The sequence below is a fragment of the Mycobacteroides franklinii genome (genome assembly GCF_001853795.1).
GTDB classification, from domain to species: domain Bacteria; phylum Actinomycetota; class Actinomycetes; order Mycobacteriales; family Mycobacteriaceae; genus Mycobacterium; species Mycobacterium franklinii.
In genome coordinates, this window is sequence record NZ_MLIK01000008.1 from 45,821 (window position 1) to 67,245 (window position 21,425).

At 64.6% G+C, this 21,425-nt stretch carries 15 protein-coding genes and 1 pseudogene; 12 read left to right on the forward strand and 4 right to left on the reverse strand.

What is annotated here, in order from left to right:
* Positions 1–58: 58 nt before the first annotated feature.
* The 9 genes from BKG76_RS06900 (at position 59) to BKG76_RS06940 (ending at position 11,550) form a co-directional block, all read left to right on the forward strand.
* Positions 59–682 carry a MerR family transcriptional regulator gene (locus BKG76_RS06900; RefSeq protein WP_070936968.1) on the forward strand — a complete coding sequence of 208 codons (624 nt, stop codon included), beginning with the start codon at positions 59–61 and terminating at the stop codon, positions 680–682.
* A 3-nt stretch (positions 683–685) separates the two neighbouring features.
* Entirely contained in the window at positions 686–2,329 is a 1,644-nt protein-coding gene (locus tag BKG76_RS06905; protein WP_070936969.1) for an FUSC family protein, read from the forward strand.
* Positions 2,330–2,605: 276 nt separating this feature from the next.
* Positions 2,606–3,100, forward strand: a complete 495-nt coding sequence (gene ectA, locus BKG76_RS06910; RefSeq protein ID WP_269085932.1) for a diaminobutyrate acetyltransferase — start codon at positions 2,606–2,608, stop codon at positions 3,098–3,100.
* A 28-nt stretch (positions 3,101–3,128) separates the two neighbouring features.
* Positions 3,129–4,409, forward strand: coding sequence for a diaminobutyrate--2-oxoglutarate transaminase (gene ectB / locus BKG76_RS06915; RefSeq protein ID WP_070936971.1), 1,281 nt, complete (start codon positions 3,129–3,131; stop codon positions 4,407–4,409).
* Positions 4,410–4,449: 40 nt separating this feature from the next.
* Positions 4,450–4,842, forward strand: coding sequence for an ectoine synthase (locus tag BKG76_RS06920; RefSeq protein WP_070937004.1), 393 nt, complete (start codon positions 4,450–4,452; stop codon positions 4,840–4,842).
* The gene (gene thpD, locus BKG76_RS06925) at positions 4,839–5,747 is read left to right on the forward strand and encodes an ectoine hydroxylase (protein WP_070936972.1); all 909 of its coding nucleotides are present in this window, start codon (positions 4,839–4,841) and stop codon (positions 5,745–5,747) included. Before BKG76_RS06920 ends, thpD begins: the two co-directional genes overlap by 4 nt.
* A gap of 113 nt (positions 5,748–5,860) precedes the next feature.
* Positions 5,861–7,138 (forward strand): MFS transporter, encoded by a 1,278-nt coding sequence (locus BKG76_RS06930; protein WP_070936973.1) that lies wholly within the window; start codon positions 5,861–5,863, stop codon positions 7,136–7,138.
* Positions 7,139–7,204: 66 nt separating this feature from the next.
* A complete protein-coding gene (locus BKG76_RS06935; RefSeq protein ID WP_070936974.1) occupies positions 7,205–9,802 on the forward strand; it encodes an ABC transporter ATP-binding protein/permease in 2,598 nt (865 codons plus the stop codon).
* Complete coding sequence (locus BKG76_RS06940) at positions 9,802–11,550, forward strand: ABC transporter ATP-binding protein (RefSeq protein WP_070936975.1); 1,749 nt, start codon at positions 9,802–9,804, stop codon at positions 11,548–11,550. Before BKG76_RS06935 ends, BKG76_RS06940 begins: the two co-directional genes overlap by 1 nt.
* Here BKG76_RS06940 and BKG76_RS06945 read toward each other — a convergent pair.
* A pseudogene (locus BKG76_RS06945) lies at positions 11,547–12,374 on the reverse strand (class I SAM-dependent methyltransferase); the annotation flags it as partial. The gene BKG76_RS06940 and the pseudogene BKG76_RS06945 sit on opposite strands and share 4 nt — an antisense overlap.
* Positions 12,375–12,461: 87 nt before the next feature.
* Here BKG76_RS06945 and BKG76_RS06950 point away from each other — a divergent pair.
* Together BKG76_RS06950 and BKG76_RS06955 are read left to right on the forward strand one after the other, a co-directional pair.
* Positions 12,462–12,896, forward strand: a complete 435-nt coding sequence (locus BKG76_RS06950) for a MarR family winged helix-turn-helix transcriptional regulator (RefSeq protein ID WP_070936977.1) — start codon at positions 12,462–12,464, stop codon at positions 12,894–12,896.
* Between the two features lie 20 nt (positions 12,897–12,916).
* Positions 12,917–13,786: an LLM class F420-dependent oxidoreductase gene (locus tag BKG76_RS06955; protein ID WP_070936978.1), complete on the forward strand. Its 870-nt coding sequence runs from the start codon at positions 12,917–12,919 to the stop codon at positions 13,784–13,786.
* On the opposite strand, the gene BKG76_RS06960 is transcribed toward BKG76_RS06955, so the two are convergent.
* Genes BKG76_RS06960 through BKG76_RS06970 form a run of 3 tightly spaced genes read right to left on the reverse strand, consistent with a single transcriptional unit; the run spans position 13,783 to position 19,641 of the window.
* Complete coding sequence (locus tag BKG76_RS06960) at positions 13,783–13,998, reverse strand: MbtH family protein (RefSeq protein WP_070936979.1); 216 nt, start codon at positions 13,996–13,998, stop codon at positions 13,783–13,785. The two genes, BKG76_RS06955 and BKG76_RS06960, sit on opposite strands and share 4 nt — an antisense overlap.
* On the reverse strand, positions 13,979–15,268 hold the full coding sequence (gene mbtG, locus BKG76_RS06965) for an NADPH-dependent L-lysine N(6)-monooxygenase MbtG (RefSeq protein ID WP_070937005.1): 1,290 nt from the start codon (positions 15,266–15,268) through the stop codon (positions 13,979–13,981). Before mbtG ends, BKG76_RS06960 begins: the two co-directional genes overlap by 20 nt.
* On the reverse strand, positions 15,265–19,641 hold the full coding sequence (locus BKG76_RS06970; RefSeq protein ID WP_070936980.1) for a non-ribosomal peptide synthetase: 4,377 nt from the start codon (positions 19,639–19,641) through the stop codon (positions 15,265–15,267). Before BKG76_RS06970 ends, mbtG begins: the two co-directional genes overlap by 4 nt.
* A 99-nt stretch (positions 19,642–19,740) precedes the next feature.
* On the opposite strand from BKG76_RS06970, the gene BKG76_RS06975 reads away from it, so the two are divergent.
* Positions 19,741–21,390 (forward strand): (2,3-dihydroxybenzoyl)adenylate synthase, encoded by a 1,650-nt coding sequence (locus BKG76_RS06975; RefSeq protein WP_070936981.1) that lies wholly within the window; start codon positions 19,741–19,743, stop codon positions 21,388–21,390.
* Positions 21,391–21,425 lie beyond the last annotated feature (35 nt).

A 21,425-nucleotide genomic window follows, 5' to 3' on the forward strand; every position in this document is an offset into this window, starting at 1 on the left:
ACCATGGAAACTCCTTGCAAGTTAGGGTTACCTAAGTTTCAATGGTGAAGTGAGCTTGATGTCAAGATCCATCGCCCCGGAACCCACGGTGAACATCGGTGAGGCAGCCGCGCTGTACGGCCTGGCTCCGTCCACGCTGCGGTGGTGGGAAAAACAAGGCGTTCTCAATTCGCCCACCCAACACAGCGGCCGCCGTACGTACACCGAGCGGGATCTGCGGCGCATCGGCATCGCCTACCTGTGCTGCATCACCGGAATGATGCCGCTGCGCCAGGCAGCAATCGTGACATCGCATTCGGCACAGCCGGATACCTGGCGCAATGCGGTCACCGAGCAGGTCGTGGAGATCTCGGCACGGATCGAGCAGCTCGATCGTGCGCGCGAATACCTCAATCACCTACTCTGCTGCCAGAACGAGGACATCGTCGATTGCCCCTACCTGGACGGTGAGCTGCGCATCCGTACCCCGCGCGGGCGCGCGGCCGGCACGGACTTGGTGTCCGCGGCACGCGGTGCCTGTGACGAATCCACGCCAACGCGTGACGAAACAACCGTCAGCCAACCCGGGGGCTGCGGTTTCTGCGGCGGCCAGCTGAGCGCCCAGGGCAAGGGCCGCCCGCAGCGCTACTGCTCCCCCGCCTGTAAACAGCGCGCCTACCGGCATCGGCACGGTATGAAATGACGTGTGACCCCGCCCGCGCCTGAATCGCCGGATCCGCTTCCGCAGATCGCCCGGGCTCGCTCCATCCTGTTCTCCGCTCCGCCCGCGGGCCGGCGCTGGAGCATCGGGCTGCGCGCCGGTGCCGCCGTCGCCATCCCAGGAACACTGGTCGTTGCCGCCGGCTACCCGAACGCCGCGCTCTACGTCACCTACGGAGCATTCGCGGTCCTGTACGGCGAGGGCCGTCCCTACCGGGTGCGCGCGGCCGCGGTGGCTACCGCAGGCATCGCGTTGATGCTCGTCGCCGCGGTCGGTGCGGTCGTGGGCACCTACGCGCCAGGGGGCGTCGCCAACAAGGCGGCGACCATCCTGACCCTGACGGCCGTCGCGGTCCCGGTGGTCTACACCGTCGATGCCCTTCGTCTCGGTCCGCCGGGTGCACTGTTCTTCGTCCTGGTGTGCGGTGGCGCCCTCGGGGCCACCGAATGGGGCGTGGCCCCGGAGCGGATCCTGATCTGCGCGGGCCTGGGAGCCATTGCGGCGGTTATCGTTTCGATGGCGGGTGCTGCCATCGATCGCCACAAACCCGAGCGCGTCGCGACCCAGCGGGCGGTCGACGCGGTGGACATCTATGCCCAGCCGGGCAACGCCACGGTCGACGCGCGCCATGCCGCGGGCGCCGCGATCTCTTCGGCATGGACCGCGCTGCACGATGCGGGGCTGTCGAACAGATCCGATTCGCCCTTGGTGAACACCATGCTCGACACCCACCGCAGATTCACCGAAATCGCTGTCGGCAACAAGATGGTGCTCGACCATCTCATCCCCGGCGACCATGTCCTCGTCGTGCGCCCAAGCATCTGGTATCGACTCCGCCGCTCGGTGCGGTTCCGTTCGCACGCGACAATCACCGCCGGACGAGTCGGTATGGCCTGCCTGGGGGCCGGAGTCATCAGCGCCGCGGTCGGCCTGACACGGCCGCAATGGGCCATCCTGAGCGCCCTCGTGATCGTCCACATGGGGCCCGATCGGTTGCACGGGACAGTGCGCGGGCTGCATCGCTTCGCCGGAACGGTCACTGGACTCGGTCTCTTCGCGGTGCTCTACCAGCTGTCCCCGACCGGATACACGCTCATCGCCGCCATCGCGACACTGCAGTTCTGCACCGAGCTGTTCCTGCCCCGTAACTACGCGGTGGCCGTCATGTTCGTGACCCCCATCGCGCTGCTGTCGGCGGGCGTGGTCACGCTGCAGGGATCGGTCACATCGATAGTGCGCGACCGACTGGCCGAGACGCTGATCGGCGTGGCCGTGGCCATGGCGTCGATCTACCTCATTGCGCCACGTGCCCACCGCCGCACCTTCGCCTTCACCGAAGCCCGGATCCGCAAGGCGGCTCTTGCGCTGGTCGCGGCCGCACGGGTCCAGCCCGCCCACGCCGCCGCCTACGCGGAGGCCCGTGACCTGTCCTTTGAGCTCGAGGGCGCAATTCGGGCCGGAGTGGACAGCGCACACAACGAACCCGAATGGTTGCAGTCGTACTGGCCCGCGCACGCCGCGCTCATCCATCACGGTTATGACCTGGTGGCCGCCTGTTGGGCCACGCCGCCCGGGGAGATGCTGGCCGATCCCGACCGTTGGGAACGCTGCTTCAGCAGCAATGCCTGAACGCTGTCCAGCAATCTCGATGCACACTCGTCAAGATCCCGTCAAGTTCTCATGGTCCCACAATAATGTGATGAGCGTCACATCAGGTGGATACCCTCGGCAAACGCCATCAGTTGACCCGGATCCTCGGTGCCGGTCCTGGCCATTCGGGTGTCAATGTGGTTACGGTCGAACGGAACGAAACCCGAGTTGATACGAAACATGTTGTGGTGATGGTGATTTTTAGTGGTCGATACTGAATTGCAGACTGAAAAGCGTTGTACCCCCGTGTGGTCGATTAGCCACCCGACACAGTCGGACGCTCGCCACATGTGGCGCATCGCACGCGATTCCGGCGTGCTGGATGTCAACTCCTCTTACGCATACCTGTTGTGGTGCACAGACTTTCCTTCCACAGCCGCCGTTGCACGCGTCGACGGAAAGCCAGTCGGATTCGTCACCGGATACCTCAGGCCCTCCGGATCACTGATGATCTGGCAGGTCGGGGTCGATGAGGCGCACCGCGGAGAGGGACTGGCCGCCAGCATGCTGGCCTGGCTCGCAGACTCTCTGGCGACCTTGCAGGGCGAGCCTTTGATCATGGAAACAACTGTTACACAGTCGAATACCGCTTCGCGCGCATTATTCGCCGGATTTGCCCGCCGGCGGGACATGGAACTCACCGAATCCGCAGGATTCGGCGAGCACCTCTTTCCCGATGCACACGAGGCAGAGCCATTGCTTCGGCTCACTCCGCTAGAACCACATAAAGCGCCCAATAACAGTGCCTAAAAACATTGGGCCGAAAGGGGAAACACATATGACCGCCACCTTGCCCGCGCAGCAATCCGGGCTTCCGAGGGTCATCAACGAACGTGAATCCGAGGTGCGAAGCTATTGCCGGACTTGGCCAACCACCTTCACCTCCGCCTCGGGATCGTGGCTCACCGACACCAGCGGTGAGCGCTACCTGGACTTCTTTGCCGGTGCCGGCGCACTCAACTACGGGCACAACAACCCCGTGCTGAAGACCGCCCTCATCGACTACCTGACCACCGACGGTGTGGTCCATGGCCTGGACATGGCCACCGTCGCCAAACAGCAGTTCCTCGAGGAGTTCGAGCGGACCATCCTGCAGCCGCGGGGTATGGACTACAAGGTGCAGTTCCCCGGTCCCACCGGAACCAACGCCGTGGAGGCCGCGCTGAAGCTGGCACGGAACATCACCGGGCGCGAATCGATCATCAGCTTCACCAATGCGTTCCATGGAATGACCTTGGGGTCACTGGCCGTAACCGGTAATTCGATGAAACGTGCCGGCGCGGGCGTGCCGCTGGTGCACTCCACCCCCATGCCGTACGACAACTACTTCGGTGGTGTCACCGAGGACTTCCACTGGTTCGAGAAGGTGCTCGACGACGAAGGCGGCGGCCTCAACAAGCCCGCTGCGGTGATCGTCGAGACCGTGCAGGGCGAGGGGGGCGTCAACGTGGCGCGCGCCGAGTGGCTGCAGGCACTCAATGACCTGTGCGCCAAGCGCGAGATCATCCTGATCGTCGACGACGTCCAGATGGGTTGCGGCCGAACCGGTGCGTTCTTCTCGTTCGAGGACGCGGGCATCCGGCCCGATATCGTGACGTTGTCGAAGTCCATCAGCGGTTACGGCCTGCCGATGGCCCTGACACTCATCCGGCCCGATCTGGACCAGTGGGCTCCCGGCGAGCACAACGGCACCTTCCGCGGGAACAACCCAGCCTTCGTGACCGCCACCGCCACACTGCAAAAGTATTGGCAAGACGCCACATTCAGCGAGGACGTGCGCCGTAAGGGCGACCGCTTGCACACCGAGCTGTCCGCACTGGTGGCCGACGACGACTCGGTGACGGTGCGTGGCCGCGGCATGGTGCAGGGCATCGCGTTCGCCGACGCCGAGCGAGGATCCCGAGTCAGCAAGGCCGCGTTCGAGCGCGGCCTACTGGTGGAGACCTCAGGCCCCAAGGACGAGGTGGTCAAACTGCTGCCCGCCCTGACCACCACTGACGAGCAGCTCGATATCGGCATCGCCACCCTGCGTGAAGCCATCGCGGAATCGGCCCAGTAACTCCACAGCCAAACGCGCACCACGAGAGAAGGGAAAAATCTTGATTGTCCGTACCACCCAACAGATTACGGGTACCGAACGCGATGTCAGCGGTGACGGCTGGCATAGCAAGAGGATCGTGCTGGCGGATGACGGAGTCGGATTCTCCTTCCACGAAACCACCATCGATGCCGGCACCATCCACGTCTTCCACTACCAGCACCACATCGAAGCCGTCTGGCTCACCGCAGGCACCGGAACGCTGACCAACCTGGAAAACGGTGACGTGTTCACCCTGGGGCCGGGCAGCATGTATCTGCTCGACGGTAATGAGCGGCACCAGCTTTCCGCCGATACCGAGATGCGCATGATGTGCGTCTTCAATCCTCCCGTCACCGGACGGGAGGTCCACGACGAGTCCGGCGCATACCCAGCTGCGCCCGCGCTGTCATGAGTGCCCCCGCGATCACCGATCGCTACCCGAGCCGCCTCGAGGCCGAGCAGCCTCCGATCCCGCGTAGCGAGCCAGTCGTCTGGAGCGCCACCGACGAGGGCCCGCTCGCCCCACCGGCACTCACGCAGATGTCCGAACAGGGTTTCCTGATCCGGCCGAGCACGGTTTACGACGCCACCGTATCCGCGTTGCGCAACGAGATCGACAGGGTGCCAACGCAGCTCGGTGACGATCCGCGAATAATCCGCGAGGCCGGATCGCAGGAGGTGCGCTCCATCTTCGAGGCACACCTCCTGAGCTCGGTGGTCATGGATGTGGCGTGCTCGCCGGGTGTACTCGATGTCGCCGAGCAGCTACTGGGCGGACCGGTGTATCTGCATCAATCCCGTATCAACGCGATGCCCGCATTCCGGGGACGTGGGTTCTACTGGCATTCGGACTTCGAGACCTGGCACACCGAAGACGGCATACCCCAGATGCGCACGGTGTCCTGTTCGATCGCGTTGACCGTCAATGTCGCGTACAACGGGACGCTGCAGGTGATGCCGGGCACGCACCGCACCTTCTACCCGTGCGTCGGGTCGACCCCGCGCGACAATCATCGGAAATCGTTGGTGGAACAGGAAGTTGGCGTTCCCTCTACCCAGACCCTTGCCGATGCCGCCCTGACGAGCGGCATTGAACTGTTCCTCGGTCAGCCCGGGGACGCGTTGTGGTTCGACTGCAACTTGATGCACGGGTCGGGGTCGAATATCAGCCCGTATCCGCGTTCGAACGTGTTCCTGGTGTTCAACTCGGTGGAGAACACGCCGCAAAGGCCCTTCGCCGGATACGAGCCGCGTCCCGAGTACATCGCCGCGCGAGACTTCACCCCGCTGGCTCCCCGGTCACCGAGTACTTCCTGATGCCGACCGCCGGCCCGAACACGGGTGAAACGGAACCTCCCCCGGTCCCCCGACCGGACTTCCAATCACCCGAGGGTCGGCGGCAGCTGCACCGCGCTATCGCGGCATCGGCGATGGGCAATGCCACCGAGTGGTACGACTACGGCGTCTATGCCGCCACCACCACCTTCCTGACCCAGGCCTTCTTCCCCACCCTGGGCACCGCATTCACCATGCTCGGGTACGCCATCTCCTTCCTGCTGCGTCCCCTGGGCGGCATGGTCTGGGGACCGCTCGGTGACAAGTTGGGCCGCAAAAGCGTCATGGCCATCACCATCGTGCTGATGGCCTTGTCCACCACACTCATTGGTGTGTTGCCCAGCTGGGCAACCATCGGGATGGCGGCGCCCGCGCTCTTGATCCTGTTGCGGGTCGTCCAGGGCTTCTCCACCGGCGGCGAATACGGCGGCGCGGCAACATTCATGGCGGAGTTCGCACCCGACAAGAAACGCGGCAAGTACGGATCCTTCCTGGAGCTCGGCACGTTGGGCGGGTTCGCAATCGGCGCCGCGTTCGTCCTCATCCTGGACGCCACCCTCAGCACGCAAGACATGCACTCCTGGGGGTGGCGGATCCCGTTTCTCGTCGCGCTTCCGATGGGTCTTATCGGCTGGTACCTGAGGAGCCATCTGGATGACCCGCCGTTGTTTAAGGAGATGAAGGAGCAGGAACCGGAAGGCCAAGAGACCGCGCTGGAACGGCTCAAGGATCTGGTGCGCGACTACAAACGGCCCATGATCGTGATGATGCTGCTGGTCATCGCGCTGAACATCACCAACTACACCCTGCTGAGCTACCAGCCGACCTATCTCAAGACCAGGCTCGGGATGTCGGAGACTCAGGGCCAGATCGTGATCCTCATCGGTGAGGTCGCCATGATGGCGTTCCTGCCCTTCTGCGGCGCACTCTCGGACCGCGTTGGGCGCAAACCGATGTGGTTGTTCTCCCTGATCGGCCTGTTCGTGCTGTCACTGCCGATGTTCTGGCTCATGGGACAGGGATTCGGTTGGGCAATAGTGGGTTTCGCGGTCCTCGGGTTGCTGTACATACCGCAGCTGTCGACAATCACCGCGACCTTCCCCTGCATGTTCCCCACCCAAGTCCGCTATGCGGGTTTCGCCATCTCCTACAACCTGTCCACCGCGGCCTTCGGCGGCACCGCACCGCTGGTGAACGACCTCATGGTGGACAAGACCGGATGGGACTTGTTTCCCGCTGCCTATCTGATGCTGGCCTGTGCCGTCGGGCTGTGCGCCCTGCCCTTCCTCATCGAGACCGCCGGGGCCTCGATCGCCGGAACCGACATCCCCTGCAGCGAGGCCACCGAGGAAGCCGACGTCCTTCACGCCTGACCCGCCCATTCTCCTTAGGTTAGGATGGGCTAAGTATGGGCGGGCACGAACAAAGGTCACATAAGCATGGGTAGAGGGTTCCAGGGCGCGATGCTGCGCGGACTCGGGGCGCGCGATCACGTGGCCACCGTCGTCGGCACCGCACCCGTCGCGCCGAACTGCGTGCGACTCACGATGTCCGCACCAACCTTGTTCGAGGACCTCCTACACACTCCTGCCGAATGGCTCAGATTCTGGTTCCCCGACCCCGCGGGCGGCGCCACCGAACACCAACGGGCCTACACGATCGTCACGAGCGACGAGGACGCGGGCGAATTCTCCATCGACGTCGTCATCCACGAGCCCGCCGGCCCTGCCTGTCAGTGGGCGGCGGCCGCACAGCCCGGAATGACCATTCCGGTTGTGGCCTTCGGTTCCGCACGTTTCGAGGTACCCGAGGATCTTCCGGCCGGATTCCTTCTCATTGGCGACTCTGCCTCCATTCCGGCGATCAACTCGATCGTGGCTGCCCTACCCGCCGATGTCGACGTCGAGGTGTATCTGGAGCGGCACAGTGCCGACGACACCCTGATCCCCCTGACGGACCATCCTCGGCGCCGGCTGCACTGGGTAGACCGAGCCGACGAAACATCGCTGGCCGCCGCCGTCGAGGCGCGCGACTGGTCCAACTGGTACGCCTGGGCGGGCCCTGAGGCGGGATCGCTCAAGCACCTGCGCAAACGGTTGCGAGACGAGTTCGGATTCCCGAAGGCCGACGTGCACGCGGCCGCCTACTGGACCTTCGGCCGCGCGATGGGAAGCCGTCGCGGCGACACCGAGACGCATCAGGCACCGGCGCCGACGCCCACTGCGCCCCAACCCGCTACACCGGATGCATCCGCGGCTGCTCCCGAATCGACTGTCCCGCAGGGACGGTGGCGATCACAAGCCGCGGGCGAGCTGCTGGCGCCCGTCAAGAAACAGATGATCGCCAGCGGCGTGCTGCAGGCGATCATCACCCTGGTCGAGCTGGCTCCGTTCGTGGTCCTCGTGGAGCTGACGCGCCTGCTGTTGAGCGGTGCGGACCAAACCCGGTTGTGGCACACCGGATTCATATTCCTGGGGCTATTGGCGCTCGGCACCTGTCTGGCCGCGGCACTCACGCTGTGGCTGCATTTCGTGGACCTGCGCTTCAGCTCGAATATCCGGCGACGGCTGCTGGACAAGCTGTCCCGAGTTCCCTTGGGGTGGTTCACCCAGCGTGGTTCCGGGTCGGTCAAGAAGCTGATCCAGGACGACACACTCTCGCTGCATTACCTGATCACCCATGCGATCCCCGACGCGGTGGCCGCCGTGGTCGGACCGGTGGCCGTGCTGGTGTACCTGTTCGTCATCGAATGGCGCATGGCGCTCATCCTGCTCATCCCGATCCTCATCTACATGGTGACGATGATGGCGATGATGTATCAGAGCGGACCGAAAATCGTCGAAGCGTCCCGCTGGACCGAGCGTATGAGCGGCGAGTCCGCCGCGTATCTCGAAGGGCAGCCGGTCATCCGGATATTCGGCGGCTCGGCGGCATCGTCGTTCACACGCAAGCTCGACGGGTACCTCGCCTTCCTGAACGACTGGCAGCGACCGTTCATCGGCAAGAAGACGTTCATGGACCTGGCCACCAGGCCCACCACCTTCCTGTGGCTCATCGCCGCGGCGGGCACACTGTTCGTCGTCGCGGACACCATGCAGCCCGTCACCCTGCTGCCGTTCCTCGTGCTCGGCACCACCTTCGGCACCCGGCTGCTGGGAATCGCGTACGGGCTCGGCGGTATTCGCGGCGGCATGGAGGCGGCACGCCACATTGCGATCGCCCTCGACGAGACCGAGCTGGAGATCGCCGGTGCGCAGACCGCATCCGCGAAGACGCCCTCGGTGTCATTCGACGCCGCCACCTTCGGGTACCGGCCCGGCGTCCCCGTCATCCACGAGGTCACCCTGACACTGCGGCCCGGCACCGTCACGGCGCTGGTGGGACCGTCGGGATCCGGGAAGTCGACACTGGCTTCACTGCTGGCGCGGTTCCATGATGTCGACGGCGGCTCCGTCCGCATCGACGGCACCGACATCCGTGCACTGACCCCCGATGAGCTGTACGCCAAGGTGGGATTCGTCTTTCAGGACGTGCAGCTGGTTGCGGGAACGGTGCGCGAGAACATCGCACTGGCCCGGCCTGAGGCCAGCGATGCGGAGGTCGAGTCGGCGGCCCGCGACGCACAAATCCATGAACGAATCCTGCGCCTTCCCCACGGGTATGACACCGTGTTGGACACCAATACGCAGCTGTCCGGTGGTGAGAAGCAGCGCCTCACCATCGCCCGCGCGCTTCTCGCGGATACCCCGATACTGATCCTGGACGAGGCCACCGCATTCGCCGACCCCGAATCCGAGTACCTGGTTCAACAGGCGCTGGGCCGGCTCATCCACAACCGGACGGTGCTGGTCATCGCGCACCGCCTGCACACCATCGCCGATGCCGACCAGATCGTGGTCCTCGATCACGGCCGAGTGGCGGAAACCGGCACCCACACCGAACTGCTCGCCAACAACGGTCGGTATCGGCGGTTGTGGGAGGGCCGTCTCGAAGAACCGTCGGTAGTCTCCACGGTGCTCGCCGGAGGGAACATCTGATGATTTCCAACCTGATTCGCTTGATTCCATCCAGCCATCGCGGGTCACTGCGGGTTTATATCCTGCTGTCATTTGTCTCGGCGGCGCTGCGGGCGGCCGGCTGCTTACTGCTGATACCGCTGTTGAGTGCACTGTTCGGTGCGACGCCCTCCGATGCGCTGTCATGGCTCGGAATACTCACGGCCGTCACCGTGGGCGGCTGGATTGTGGATACCACGTTGGCACGCATCGGCTACCGCATCGGGTTCGCGCTGCTGAACGACTCCCAGCATCAGGTGGCCGACCGAATTACCCATATTCCGCTGGGCTGGTTCACCGCCGAGCGGACGGCCCTGGCACGCCAGGCCATCTCATCCGGCGGACCCGACCTGGTGGGGTTCATCGCGAACCTGCTCACCCCGCTGCTGGGCGCCGTACTGCTGCCCGCTGCCCTCACGATCGGCTTGTTCTTCATCTCGTGGAAGTTGGGGGTTGCGGCGGCGATCACCCTGCCGCTGCTGCTGGGTTCCCTGATGTCCAGCATTCGGATCGTGCGATCCGCCGACGAGGCGGACGCCAAGGCGCACAGCGCACTCACCGAGCGAATCCTGGAGTTCGCACGTACGCAGGCCGCGTTGCGGGCCAGCCGTCGCGTCGCACCCGCACGCAGCCAAGCCGGTGAGGCGGTCGCGGTGGCGCGCGGTGCGACCATGCGGCTGCTGTTGTTCCAGATTCCCGGACAGCTCCTGTTCAGCATCGTCAGCCAGATCGCGCTCATCCTGTTGGCGGGTACGACGACGGTGCTGGCCGTGCGCGGTGAGATCGGCGCTCCGGAGGCTGTCGCCCTGATGGTCGTGATCGTGCGTTTCTTGGAGCCGTTTACCGTGCTGGCCGATTTGACCACCGCCGTAGAGAACTCACGGGGCGTTTTCGGACGCCTGCACACGATCATCACCGCCGAGGCCGCGGACCAACCCGGGGACGCCGTCGCATCCGCCGACGCTCCCGCACCGCGCATCGAATTCCGCGATATCGCCTTCCGCTACGAGGGCGCCACCGACCAGGTCCTCAGGGGCGTCGACTTCACCCTGGAACCGGGCAGCACCACCGCCATCGTCGGACCGTCGGGCTCCGGGAAGAGCACCATCCTGTCGCTCATCGCCGGCCTCCAGCAGCCGGCAAGCGGCCAAATCCTGGTCGACGGAACCGATGTCGCAACCTTGGACACCGCGACGCGACGCGCGCTGGTGAGCATGGTGTTCCAGCATCCCTACCTCTTCGACGGGCCGATCCGTGAAAATGTTCTGGTCGGCCATCCCACCGCCGGAGATGACGAGATGCACCGGGCAATGACCCTCGCGCGTGTCGACGAGATCATCGAGCGTCTGCCGGACGGCGACCGATCACGCGTCGGCGAGGCGGGTACGGCATTGTCCGGCGGTGAACGCCAACGAGTCAGCATCGCGCGTGCCCTCGTCAAACCGGCCCCCGTCCTGCTGATCGACGAGGCGACCAGCGCCCTGGACACCGAGAACGAGACAGCGGTCACCGATGCCATCGGTAACGACCCCCGGGTCCGTACCAAGGTGATGATCGCCCATCGACTCAGCGCGATCCGCAATGCGGATCATGTCTTGTTCATCGATGACGGTCAGGTTATCGAGCAAGGCTCGATCGCCGAACTCACCGCACTCGGAGGACGTTTCGCCGAGTTCTGGCACCAGCAGGAGTCCACCTCCGGATGGCGTATCGCGGCGGCCACCAACTAGACGGTCGCCACCAGGAACTCCTCGGCTGACAATCCGGTGTCGGGCACATAGCGCTCGATCAATTCACGCCCCGACACGTGTGACACGTCCGCAAACCCGCATTCACGAGCTAGGGACAGCATTTCGTCGGGAGTGAAGAAACTCAACCACGGGGTACCCGATTCGGCAGCCCGGGAAACGATCATCTCCCGGATCGCGCGCTCCGGCTCATTCAATAGTTCCGAAGGCAGCAGAAACGTCATCGCCAGAGTCGAACCCGGCGCCAGCGAGGCACATTGCCGCAGTGTCGCGGCGATCGCCGCACCGGTCAGATACATGCTGACGCCGGTGGACGCCACCACCGCGGGCCGGGCGGCGTCGAACCCCGCGATCGCCAGTTGGTCGCGCCAGGACCCGCCCGCCTCGAAGTCGACGGGAACCAGCCGCTGCCAGTGGGGAACATCAAACCCTATCTCGGCCAAACGCTTTCGCTTCCACGCCTGAGTCTGAGGATGATCAACCTCGTAGACGGTGAGCCGTCGACCGGCCTCGGGGCGCCGTTGCGCAAACGTGTCCAGGCCCGCCCCGAGGATCACGTACTGCTCCACCCCGCGGGCGACCCACTGGTCCACGAGATCCTCGACGAACCGGGTTCGCGACACCATTCCCAGACGCGACGCAACGGAGCCCCTCGGATCCATATCGGGGCGTTGACGCCAGTCGTCGGGCGGCGCCACCAGCCGTAGTCCGATGCGGTCGGTAAGCACGTGCGGAGCGGGATCCAGTTCCACGTGCAGGGCACGCCACAGCGCTGTCCTTACGGCCGTGTGGTCGGGTTGGCCACTATCACCGCTGCCCGTCGGATCACGCTATCAATCATAAATAGACAGTTACAACTGGACAGTTTCAACTGTCTACATTAGAGTGGAGATGTGGCCCAATACAGTGAATCCGCCGTGACAGCCGCCCGCGACCTTCGCGTGATCTTCAGTCGACTGCGGCGGCGGCTCAAAGAAGTCTCGGGAGGCGACGGACTCACTCCGTCGCAAACAGCGGTGCTGATCCGGCTATGGAAGGACGGTCCCGCGTCCACCAGTCAGCTCGCAGGCGCCGAGCGCGTCCGCCCGCAATCCATGGCCGCTACCGTCGCCGCATTGGACAATCACGGATTAATCTGTCGCACACCCGATCCCGAGGACGGAAGACGCACGGAACTATCGCTGACGGACGAGGGCCGCCGGCGCGCCGAAAGCGATCGACAGATCCGCGACGAATGGCTGACCCAGGAACTTCAGAACCTATTCACCGACAAGGAGCGTCGCGTCATCGTGGACGCGCTCACGCTGCTCGGGCGTCTCACCGATTGATCGAAAGGTAAACCATGACAATGGAACTAGGCATCCACTACATCGACTTTCTCCCCGGATCCGATCGCGATCTCGGCACCAGTCTCGCAGCCACCGCACGCGCCGCCGAGGAAGGTGGGGCCACACTGTTCACGCTGGCCGACCATTTCTTCCAGATGGAAGCTGTTGGCCGGGCCGAGGATCCATTTCTCGAGGGCTATACCTCGATGGGCTTCCTCGCCGCGCAGACCACCACGATCAACCTGGGAATGCTCGTCACGGGTGTGACGTATAGGCATCCAGGGGTGCTCGCCAAGACCTTCACCACACTCGACGTGCTGTCGCAGGGCCGAAGCGTGTTCGGCATCGGCGCCGCGTGGTACGAACGCGAACACGTGGCACTCGGCATCCCCTATCCCCCGCTTCGCGACCGATTCGAGATGCTCGAAGAGACACTTCAGATCACCCGCCAGATGTGGAGCGATAACGACGGCGCCTATGAGGGCACCCACTACCGGTTGGCGGAGACAATCTGTCAACCGCAGCCAATCCGGCAGCCTCCTATTCTGATCGGTGGAGGAGGCGAGAAGAAGACTCTGCGGCTGGTGGCTCAGTACGCGGATATCTGGAACAGCACCTCACCCACCACCGAGGAGGTCGCCCACAAGGTGACAGTACTCAAACGGCACTGCGATGCCGTCGGTCGCGATTTCTTCGAGATTCGCTTGACGGTGGCAATGTTCACCGATCCTTTTGAGGATCTTGACGCTTATCTCCGCAAGGCGGAGAGCCTGGCCGCACTGGGTGTCGATATGGTCAACTGCGGTCCGCTGCCAGGCAATACCGATCCCGCAGGATTCGTCCGGCGACTCGGTGACGAGGTGGTTCCCCGGTTGTCGGAGATAGGTTAGGCGCCTGCCATCGCGTCGCGCAGGGTCTTGGGACGCATATCGGTCCAGTTGGCCTCCACGTAGTCGACGCAGTCGGCGCGCTGCGCCTCACCGAAGACCACGCGCCACTGGGCCGGGACCTCGATGGTCGTCGGCCAGAGGCTGTACTGCTCCTCATCGTTGACCAGTACGTAGAAGGCGCCGTTCTCGTCATCAAATGGGTTGGTAGTCAACTATTTTCCTTTCACGACGGACCGGCTCGGTGCTGCTATGCCCGCCGAGCACTCGATCGGACAACAATCCGAGGCAGCTCAGATTGGGGAACCCGGGCCCCTGGGTCAGACCCGAGAGCGTCGGAAGGATGAGCTTGGGTGTAAGGCCGTTGACGGACAGATCATGTCCCAGAGATTCCTGCAAGACATTGCCATCCACCGGAGCACCCAGCTTGAGCTCCATGAGATCCAGGGCGCTCTGGTCGAACAACGGCAGGAACCACAGGGCATCGGCACCGGCTCCATCGATCACCAGATCGAAGCCGTGCACGGTCTCGGACGGCTCGCCCGCGCTGTCGCTGCGCAGCGTCAGCCTGATTCGGTCTTCCAGCGCGACGGCGTGTGCGACCCGGCCGCGCAGATGCCGAATGCGGTCGTCGGCCAGCAGCGATTCCTGGACCCGTGACGAGAAGACACCACGATCGGTCCGGTTCAGCGCGTCGCGCCGCTCCTCCATCGTGTGGTGCAGCCATCCGGTCGGATCGCTGAACAACGCATTCTCGAAGTAGCCTTCACCGCGGGTGAACAACGTCACGCCGGGCGAGATGACCGTGACCGTCGAAACGCGGTGTCCGAAAAGCTCATTGAGTACCGAAGCGGAGGTCTCTCCACCGCCGATCACGGCGACGCGTTCCGCGGTGAGGCGGGTGGGACCGGCACAGCGTCGCCAAAATTCGGCAATGGACAAGACATTTGGGTGCTCGGGCAGCACGGACCGTTCCGGTTGACCAGGTCCGGTCACCATCACCGCATCGGCGGCGATGGAGCAGTCATTGGTGCCCACCACCCATCGGTTGTCATCAATCGACAGACCGGTCACCTCACCGTGAACAACCTTCATATCGACCGTATTGGCCACCCATGTCAGATAGTCGGCCCAGCGCTTGTGCGTTGGCGCCGGCTTATCCCGGTCGACCCACTCGGCGAATTGGCCAGTCGCGATCAAATAGGACTGCCAGCTCAGCCGCATCATCCGGGCGTCGATCTCGGCGTTGCGCCCCGGCAGCACGGCAGACCGGTACGGGAAGCCCACATCCTTCTCGGGGCTGGTGCCCAGTCGGTGCTGCCCGTCCGTCCAGCCACCGCACGCCTGCCAGTTGGCGCCGATCTGCTGGCGTTCGATCGCCACCACATCGGGCACGTCGACACCGCACTCACGCAGCACGGCCGCCTTCGCGGCGACCGCGACCGCCTTGGCACCCGCGCCTATCACTGCCAATGTCGAGGTCACCATTGCTCCTTTGCCAGAATTCCTAGCTGTTCGTGCCATATCGATTGCAACTCGGCGATCTCCGAACGACTGAGTACCTCCGGAATCGCGCGCCACATGGTTCCGATGGTCGGCCCCTCGGTGGTCTCCATGATCAGCACGGAGATATCGAGCTCGTGACGCACTCCCGAATCAGGTTCGGGGACAGGCGAGCCCAGTACCGAGAGCCACTCATCGCGGCGAAGAAGCTCCCCTTCGAATCCCAGATCGTGTCCGAGGTAGGTCAGCAGGACTTGCGGGTCGCGGTATTTTCGCAGCACTGCCGAGGTGTCGCCGCGCAGATACCGCAGCAACCCGTAGTCGATACTGCGCCCCGGCATCGCGCTGTGCTGCCGGGCGACCCGCTCCACCAGAGAACGCGGCCCCATCCCGAGCGGATCGGTACCCCCGACGCGCAACGGATATGCCGTACTGAGCAGCCCCACGGTTCCGGTGGTGCTCTCTGTGCGTCCGGAAATCTGCATCGCCAGCAGCGGCTCGACCGGGGGCTGTCCCCGGCCACGACGCCACTGCGCCACCGTGCCCGCCAGCGCCGCCGCGAGCAGCTGATGCATCGGAATCCCGGAATTCAGCAGACGTGCACTGACTTCCACCGGTGCGGATTCGACGGTAATGGCCACCTCACTCTCCCGATCCGATTCGGGAGAAATTCGGCGCGAACCGATGGCGGGATCATCACCATCGAGCTGGGCAACCCAGAACGGCAGACTACCCACATCCTGCACTTCGGCCGCCAGCGAATTCGCCCAGCGGCGCAGGCCCATGGCGTTCGGAACGCTCGCCGGTGCCAACTCCTGCGTCATGGCCCGCCAGCGGGATTCCAACTCGGACATGATGACCCGCCACGAGATGGGATCCGCCGCGAGATGGTGTACCGCCAGGATGAGAACGCCCGGCTCGTTGTCTGGGTGCAGCCACACGGCCGACAACATCCAACCCTGTTCGGGATCAAGCCGATCCACCGCACGGGCAATCTCGGCACCCGCGACGGCCGAGGGGTCGGCGGCAATGATCTCGACGAACCGAAGAGCCGGGCGCGCACGCGGGACCAGCATCATGCTGTCGCGGTCGAGTCGACTGCGTAGTACCTCATGTTCCGCGATAACGGCACCCAGAAGCTGCTCCAGGGCAGGACGGGTGATGCCCTCCTGAATCCGGAAAACACACGTCACCGCAAGCCTGCGCGGGTTTCCGTACTCATACAGACTGTGTCCGCCCGGCAGCAGCGGAATCGGCTCCCCTTCGACCACACGGTCCGCCGAAGCCGCAGTGCTGTCGATGTGTTGGTCGATCAGCTCGGCCAGGCTCGCGACGCTACCCCGGCGCAGAATCTCGCGGATATCGATCCGCACCCCATACTCGGACAGGATTGCCGCCGAGAGCTTGCTTGCGAGCAGTGAATGACCGCCAAGAGACTCGAACGAATCGTCGATTCCCATAACGCCGGATCCGAGCATTCGCGAGAACAAGGCAGTCACCTGGTTCTGTGTCGCGGTTTCCGGCTCACGGCGCTCTGCGACGGACCCGGTGTCGGGCGCCGGCAGTGCATCCCTGTCGATCTTGCCGTGCGGGGTGATGGGAATCTCATCGAGCACGACGTAGGCAGTGGGAATCATGTAGTCGGGCAGGGCCGCTGCGATCCTGGAGCGGATCCGGTCGATATCGACCACGTGCCCGCCGAACGGTGTCAGGTAGGCGACGAGGCGCTTACCGAGGTGCGGCAGTTCGTCGACCACCACCAGCGCCTGGCCGACACTCGGGTCGACCTCGATCGCGGAGGAAATCTCACCGAGCTCGACACGGAAACCCCGGATCTTCACCTGTTCGTCGGCACGGCCGACGAACTCGATATCGCCGCACGCATTGCGCCGTGCGAGGTCGCCGGAGCGATACATCCGCTGCCCGGGGGTGAAGGGATCGGCGATGAAACGCTGCGCGGTCAGGCCTGCGGCGCGATGATATCCACGCGCCAGATGCGTTCCGCCAATGTATATCTCACCGATTACGCCCACCGGAACCGGTCGCAGATCCTGATCCAGAATGTGAATCTGAGTGTTGATCTTGGGAGTGCCGATCGGCACGGTCCGCGTGCCCTGGATTCCGCGGACCTTGTACCGCGACGCGTTGATGACGGCCTCGGTCGGGCCGTAGAAATTATGCAGCGACGCGTCGAACGTGGCGTGGAACTTATCCGCGACCGGCCCGGGCAATGCCTCTCCACCTACCGGCACCCGGCGCAGGGACTTCCATTGTGTTACTCCGGGAAGCGACAGAATGAGCCCGAGCAACGAAGGCACCATGTGCATCGAGGTGACGGCTTCGTTGTTCAACAGGTCCGTCAGGTACGCAACATCGGTGAGCCCACCCCGGCGCGGAATGACCAGGCGGCCACCACAACTGAGGATCCCGAAGATCTCCCCTATCGATACGTCAAAGCTCGGCGATCCCACCTGCAGCACCCGATCCGATCCGCTGACCCGATACTCGGCGCGGAACCAATTGAAGTACTCGGTGAGTGGGCGGTGTGTGACCGTCACTCCTTTGGGTATGCCCGTCGAACCGGATGTGTAAATCAGATACGCAGCATTGTCGGCGGTCAACGGCCGCACTCGATCAGAATCGACCGGTTCGCGAACATCGAATTGGTCAAGGCCGGTCACCGGCTCTCGGATCACGAGCCTGGGCTGCGCGTCGGCAAGAATATGCGCGATCCGATCGGGCGGGTAGTCGGGATCGATCGGCAGGTACACCGCCCCCGCCTTGGCGATGGCGAGCGCGGTGATGATCAATTCCGGGGACTTATCGAGGAGAACCGCGACATGATCCTCCGTGCCGATCCCCTGCTGGATGATCCAGTGCGCCAGACGGTTCGCCAAGTCATTGGTTTCGCGGTACGAGTAGTGACGTCCCTCGTACACCAGCGCGGTGGCATCGGGTTGAGCAGCCACCCGAGCGGCCACCAGATCACCGAGCGTCGCCGGCTCGGCGTCAAACCGTTCCCCGGACGACGCATCCCACAGCCACTGCGACTCGCGGCCGTCCATTAGTTCCAGACTGCCCAGCGGACGGTCCGGGTCGTCGAGCGCGGCATCGAGCATGTTGCCGAAGTGCCGGAGCATCTGCGCGGTCATCCGTTCGTCCAGCATGCCGACCAGATATTCGGCCACCAGATCGGCGCCATCGGGGGTCGTCTGGACGGTCAGGCCGAGTGGCACATACGCCACCTGGCCATCGAATGGCGCTCTTTCACAGTGGATTCCGGGCGGGCAGAAAAGGGCTGCGGAGTCCGCACCCATCGCGAAGCCGACGCGTGGGACCACGCGATCCAGGCTTACCCCCTGATGCGCAAACCCGTCCAGGGTGGTACGCCGCACCCGACCCAGCAGGTCCCTGAAGCTTTCCTCACCGTGCGGGCGCATCCGCAGGGCGAGGAAATTGCCGAAGTGACCGATACGGCCCTGCACGCCGGCGTCACGCACAGGTACCGGGGCGGCCACGAGGAAATCTTCCGCATGCGTATACCGATGCAGGAGCGCCGAATACGCGGCCAACAACACCGCGTACGGGGTGGTGTCGGCGTCATGCGCAAGCCGCCCGATGTCATCCATCACCGACGCGGAAAGGCGTGCGGTGCAGCGCGCAGCCTTCCAGTCGGTCGGCACCACAGAGCCATTGGGGCCCGGAAGTTCGAGCGGTTCCGCAGGATTCGCCAACTCTTGGCGCCAGTAGTCGTCCGCACCGCCGGGCCCATCCTGCGAGGGCAGCGATGACAGTGGCGCGGTGATATCGCCGTCGACATAGGCGGTCGTCAGATCGGCGAGGAACACCGACCACGACTCGTCGTCCCACGCGATCCGGTGGGCGACCACGAGCACGACGTACTCCGCAGCACCGGTACGGATGACGGTGACTCGCAACGGTGATTCGGTGGCCAGATCGAATATGGCGCCGAATTCGCGTTGTGCCAGCACGCCCAGCCGAAGCTCTTGCGCGGTACCCGCGAGGTCGGCCACGTCATGCTCGACCCATCGGGCCGGCAGGTCGTTGTGCAGCAATGCGACCGGATTGCCCTCGGCGCCGGCGTGAATTGTCATGCGCAAGGCCTCGTGCCGCGCCACGACCGCGCTCACCGCGGCACGCAGCCTGTCGACATCCACGTCGCCGCGGAGCCGGTAGGACCGGCACATGTTCATCAGAGCGGGCGTCACGCGGTGGGCGAACCATATGCGCTGCTGTCCCGCGGACAGCGGCGGCGCGGCAGCCGGCTCGAGGCCTATCGACGCCCCTCCGCTGGTAACGCCCACCTCGACGTCACCCTCGCTCACGGTGCGCACCTCGATCTCACCTCGCGTTTTCGCTATTAGTACAGGCTGCCCTAACTACGACGAGGCTACCCTATCTAGACTGCGGGGAGTCACCCACGAGGAGCCCCGATGACTCAGGCCAGATCGACCACCGCCGCTTCGGCCACAACCCCCAGCGCGGACGGTTTCGTCCCGTTTCCCCCGGCGCGCGCCGAGGCCTATCGTCAGGCCGGGTACTGGACCGGCAACACCGTCGAATCCCTGCTCCGCGCGTCCGCCACCCGGCGCGCCGATCACCCCGCGGTGATCGACGAGCACGCCACGCTGAGCTACCGAGAACTCGATGCGGCCGCGGACAATGCCGCACATGCCTTCATCCGGCTGGGGATAACACCCGGCGATCGGGTGCTACTCCAGCTTCCCAACAGGGCATCCTTCGCTGTTGCGCTGTTCGGTTTGATGCGCGCCGGCGCGATACCCGTGATGTGCCTGCCGGGACACCGAGCCGCCGAGCTGTCGCATTTCATCGAGGTGGCCGATGCCGTTGCCTTGGTGATCGCCGATTCCGCCGGCGGCTTCGATTACCGCGCCCTGGCGGTCGAGCTGTCCCAGAAACACCCGAGCCTGCGCAGCGTGGTGGTCGACGGCGACGCCGGACCCTTTACCTCCTGGGCGGATCTGCTGAAAAGCGTTGAGGCTCACGGCCCTCTGCCAGCCGCACAGACAGATGCCCCGGCACTGTTGTTGGTCTCGGGCGGCACTACCGCAGCGCCCAAGCTCATCCCCCGCACCCACGAGGACTACGTCTACAACGCCACGCAGGCCGCACAGGTGTGTGATCTCACCCAGGACGATGTCTACCTCGTCGCACTGCCCGCGGGTCACAACTTTCCGTTGGCTTGCCCGGGCCTGCTCGGCGCGATAAGTACCGGCGCCACCACAGTTTTCCTCTCGGACCCCAGCCCCGAGTCGGCCTTTGAGACCATCGCCCGGCACCGGGTATCCGTGACGGCACTGGTGCCATCACTTGCCCAGCTGTGGGCACAAGCCACCGCGTGGGAGCCCGTGCTGCCCGAATCACTGCGGCTGCTCCAGGTCGGCGGCGCCAAACTGGGCGCCGATGACGCGCGAACGGTCCGCGAGTCACTCACGCCGGGACTGCAACAGGTCTTCGGAATGGCCGAGGGCCTGCTATGCCTCACGCGCCCAGGCGATCCCGCCGAGATCCTCGACAACACCCAGGGCCGGCCCATGTGCGATGCCGACGAGGTGCGCATTGTCGACGAGGACGGCGCCCCCGTGCCCACCGGTGAAGCCGGAGAGCTGCTGGTGCGTGGCCCGTACACCCTGAACGGGTACTACCGTGCCGAGGCGGACAATGTGCGCTCGTTCACCGTCGACGGTTTCTACCGCAGCGGCGACCGGGTGCGAGCACTGCCGGACGGATATTTGGAGGTTACCGGCCGCATCAAGGACGTCATCCTCCGCGGCGGGGAGTCCATCTCCGCGTTGGATCTCGAATCGCACCTGCAGACCCATCCGGCGGTCTACGCGGCCGCCGCCGTCGGCCTGCCCGATCAGTATCTCGGTGAGATTGTTTGTGCGGCAATTGTGTTCAAGGGCAAGCCGGCTACCGCCGCCGAACTGAACCGGCACCTGCAAGATCGTGGAGCCGCCACCCATTCACGCGTCGACAAGCTGGTCGCGGTTCCGACCCTTCCGCTGACCGCCGTGGGCAAGATAGACAAGCGGGCACTGCGCGCCTCGCTCGCGAACTAGGCCTCGGCCGATCGGTGCGATACCAGCCCGGCCAA

Coding starts and splice junctions, on each gene's coding strand:
- BKG76_RS06900 (WP_070936968.1), top strand. CDS start 59: ATGTCAAGATCCATCGCCCCGGAACCCACGGTGAACATCGGTGAGGCA.
- ectB (WP_070936971.1), top strand. CDS start 3,129: ATGACCGCCACCTTGCCCGCGCAGCAATCCGGGCTTCCGAGGGTCATC.
- thpD (WP_070936972.1), top strand. CDS start 4,839: ATGAGTGCCCCCGCGATCACCGATCGCTACCCGAGCCGCCTCGAGGCC.
- BKG76_RS06930 (WP_070936973.1), top strand. CDS start 5,861: ATGGGCAATGCCACCGAGTGGTACGACTACGGCGTCTATGCCGCCACC.
- BKG76_RS06935 (WP_070936974.1), top strand. CDS start 7,205: ATGGGTAGAGGGTTCCAGGGCGCGATGCTGCGCGGACTCGGGGCGCGC.
- BKG76_RS06940 (WP_070936975.1), top strand. CDS start 9,802: ATGATTTCCAACCTGATTCGCTTGATTCCATCCAGCCATCGCGGGTCA.
- BKG76_RS06955 (WP_070936978.1), top strand. CDS start 12,917: ATGGAACTAGGCATCCACTACATCGACTTTCTCCCCGGATCCGATCGC.
- BKG76_RS06975 (WP_070936981.1), top strand. CDS start 19,741: ATGACTCAGGCCAGATCGACCACCGCCGCTTCGGCCACAACCCCCAGC.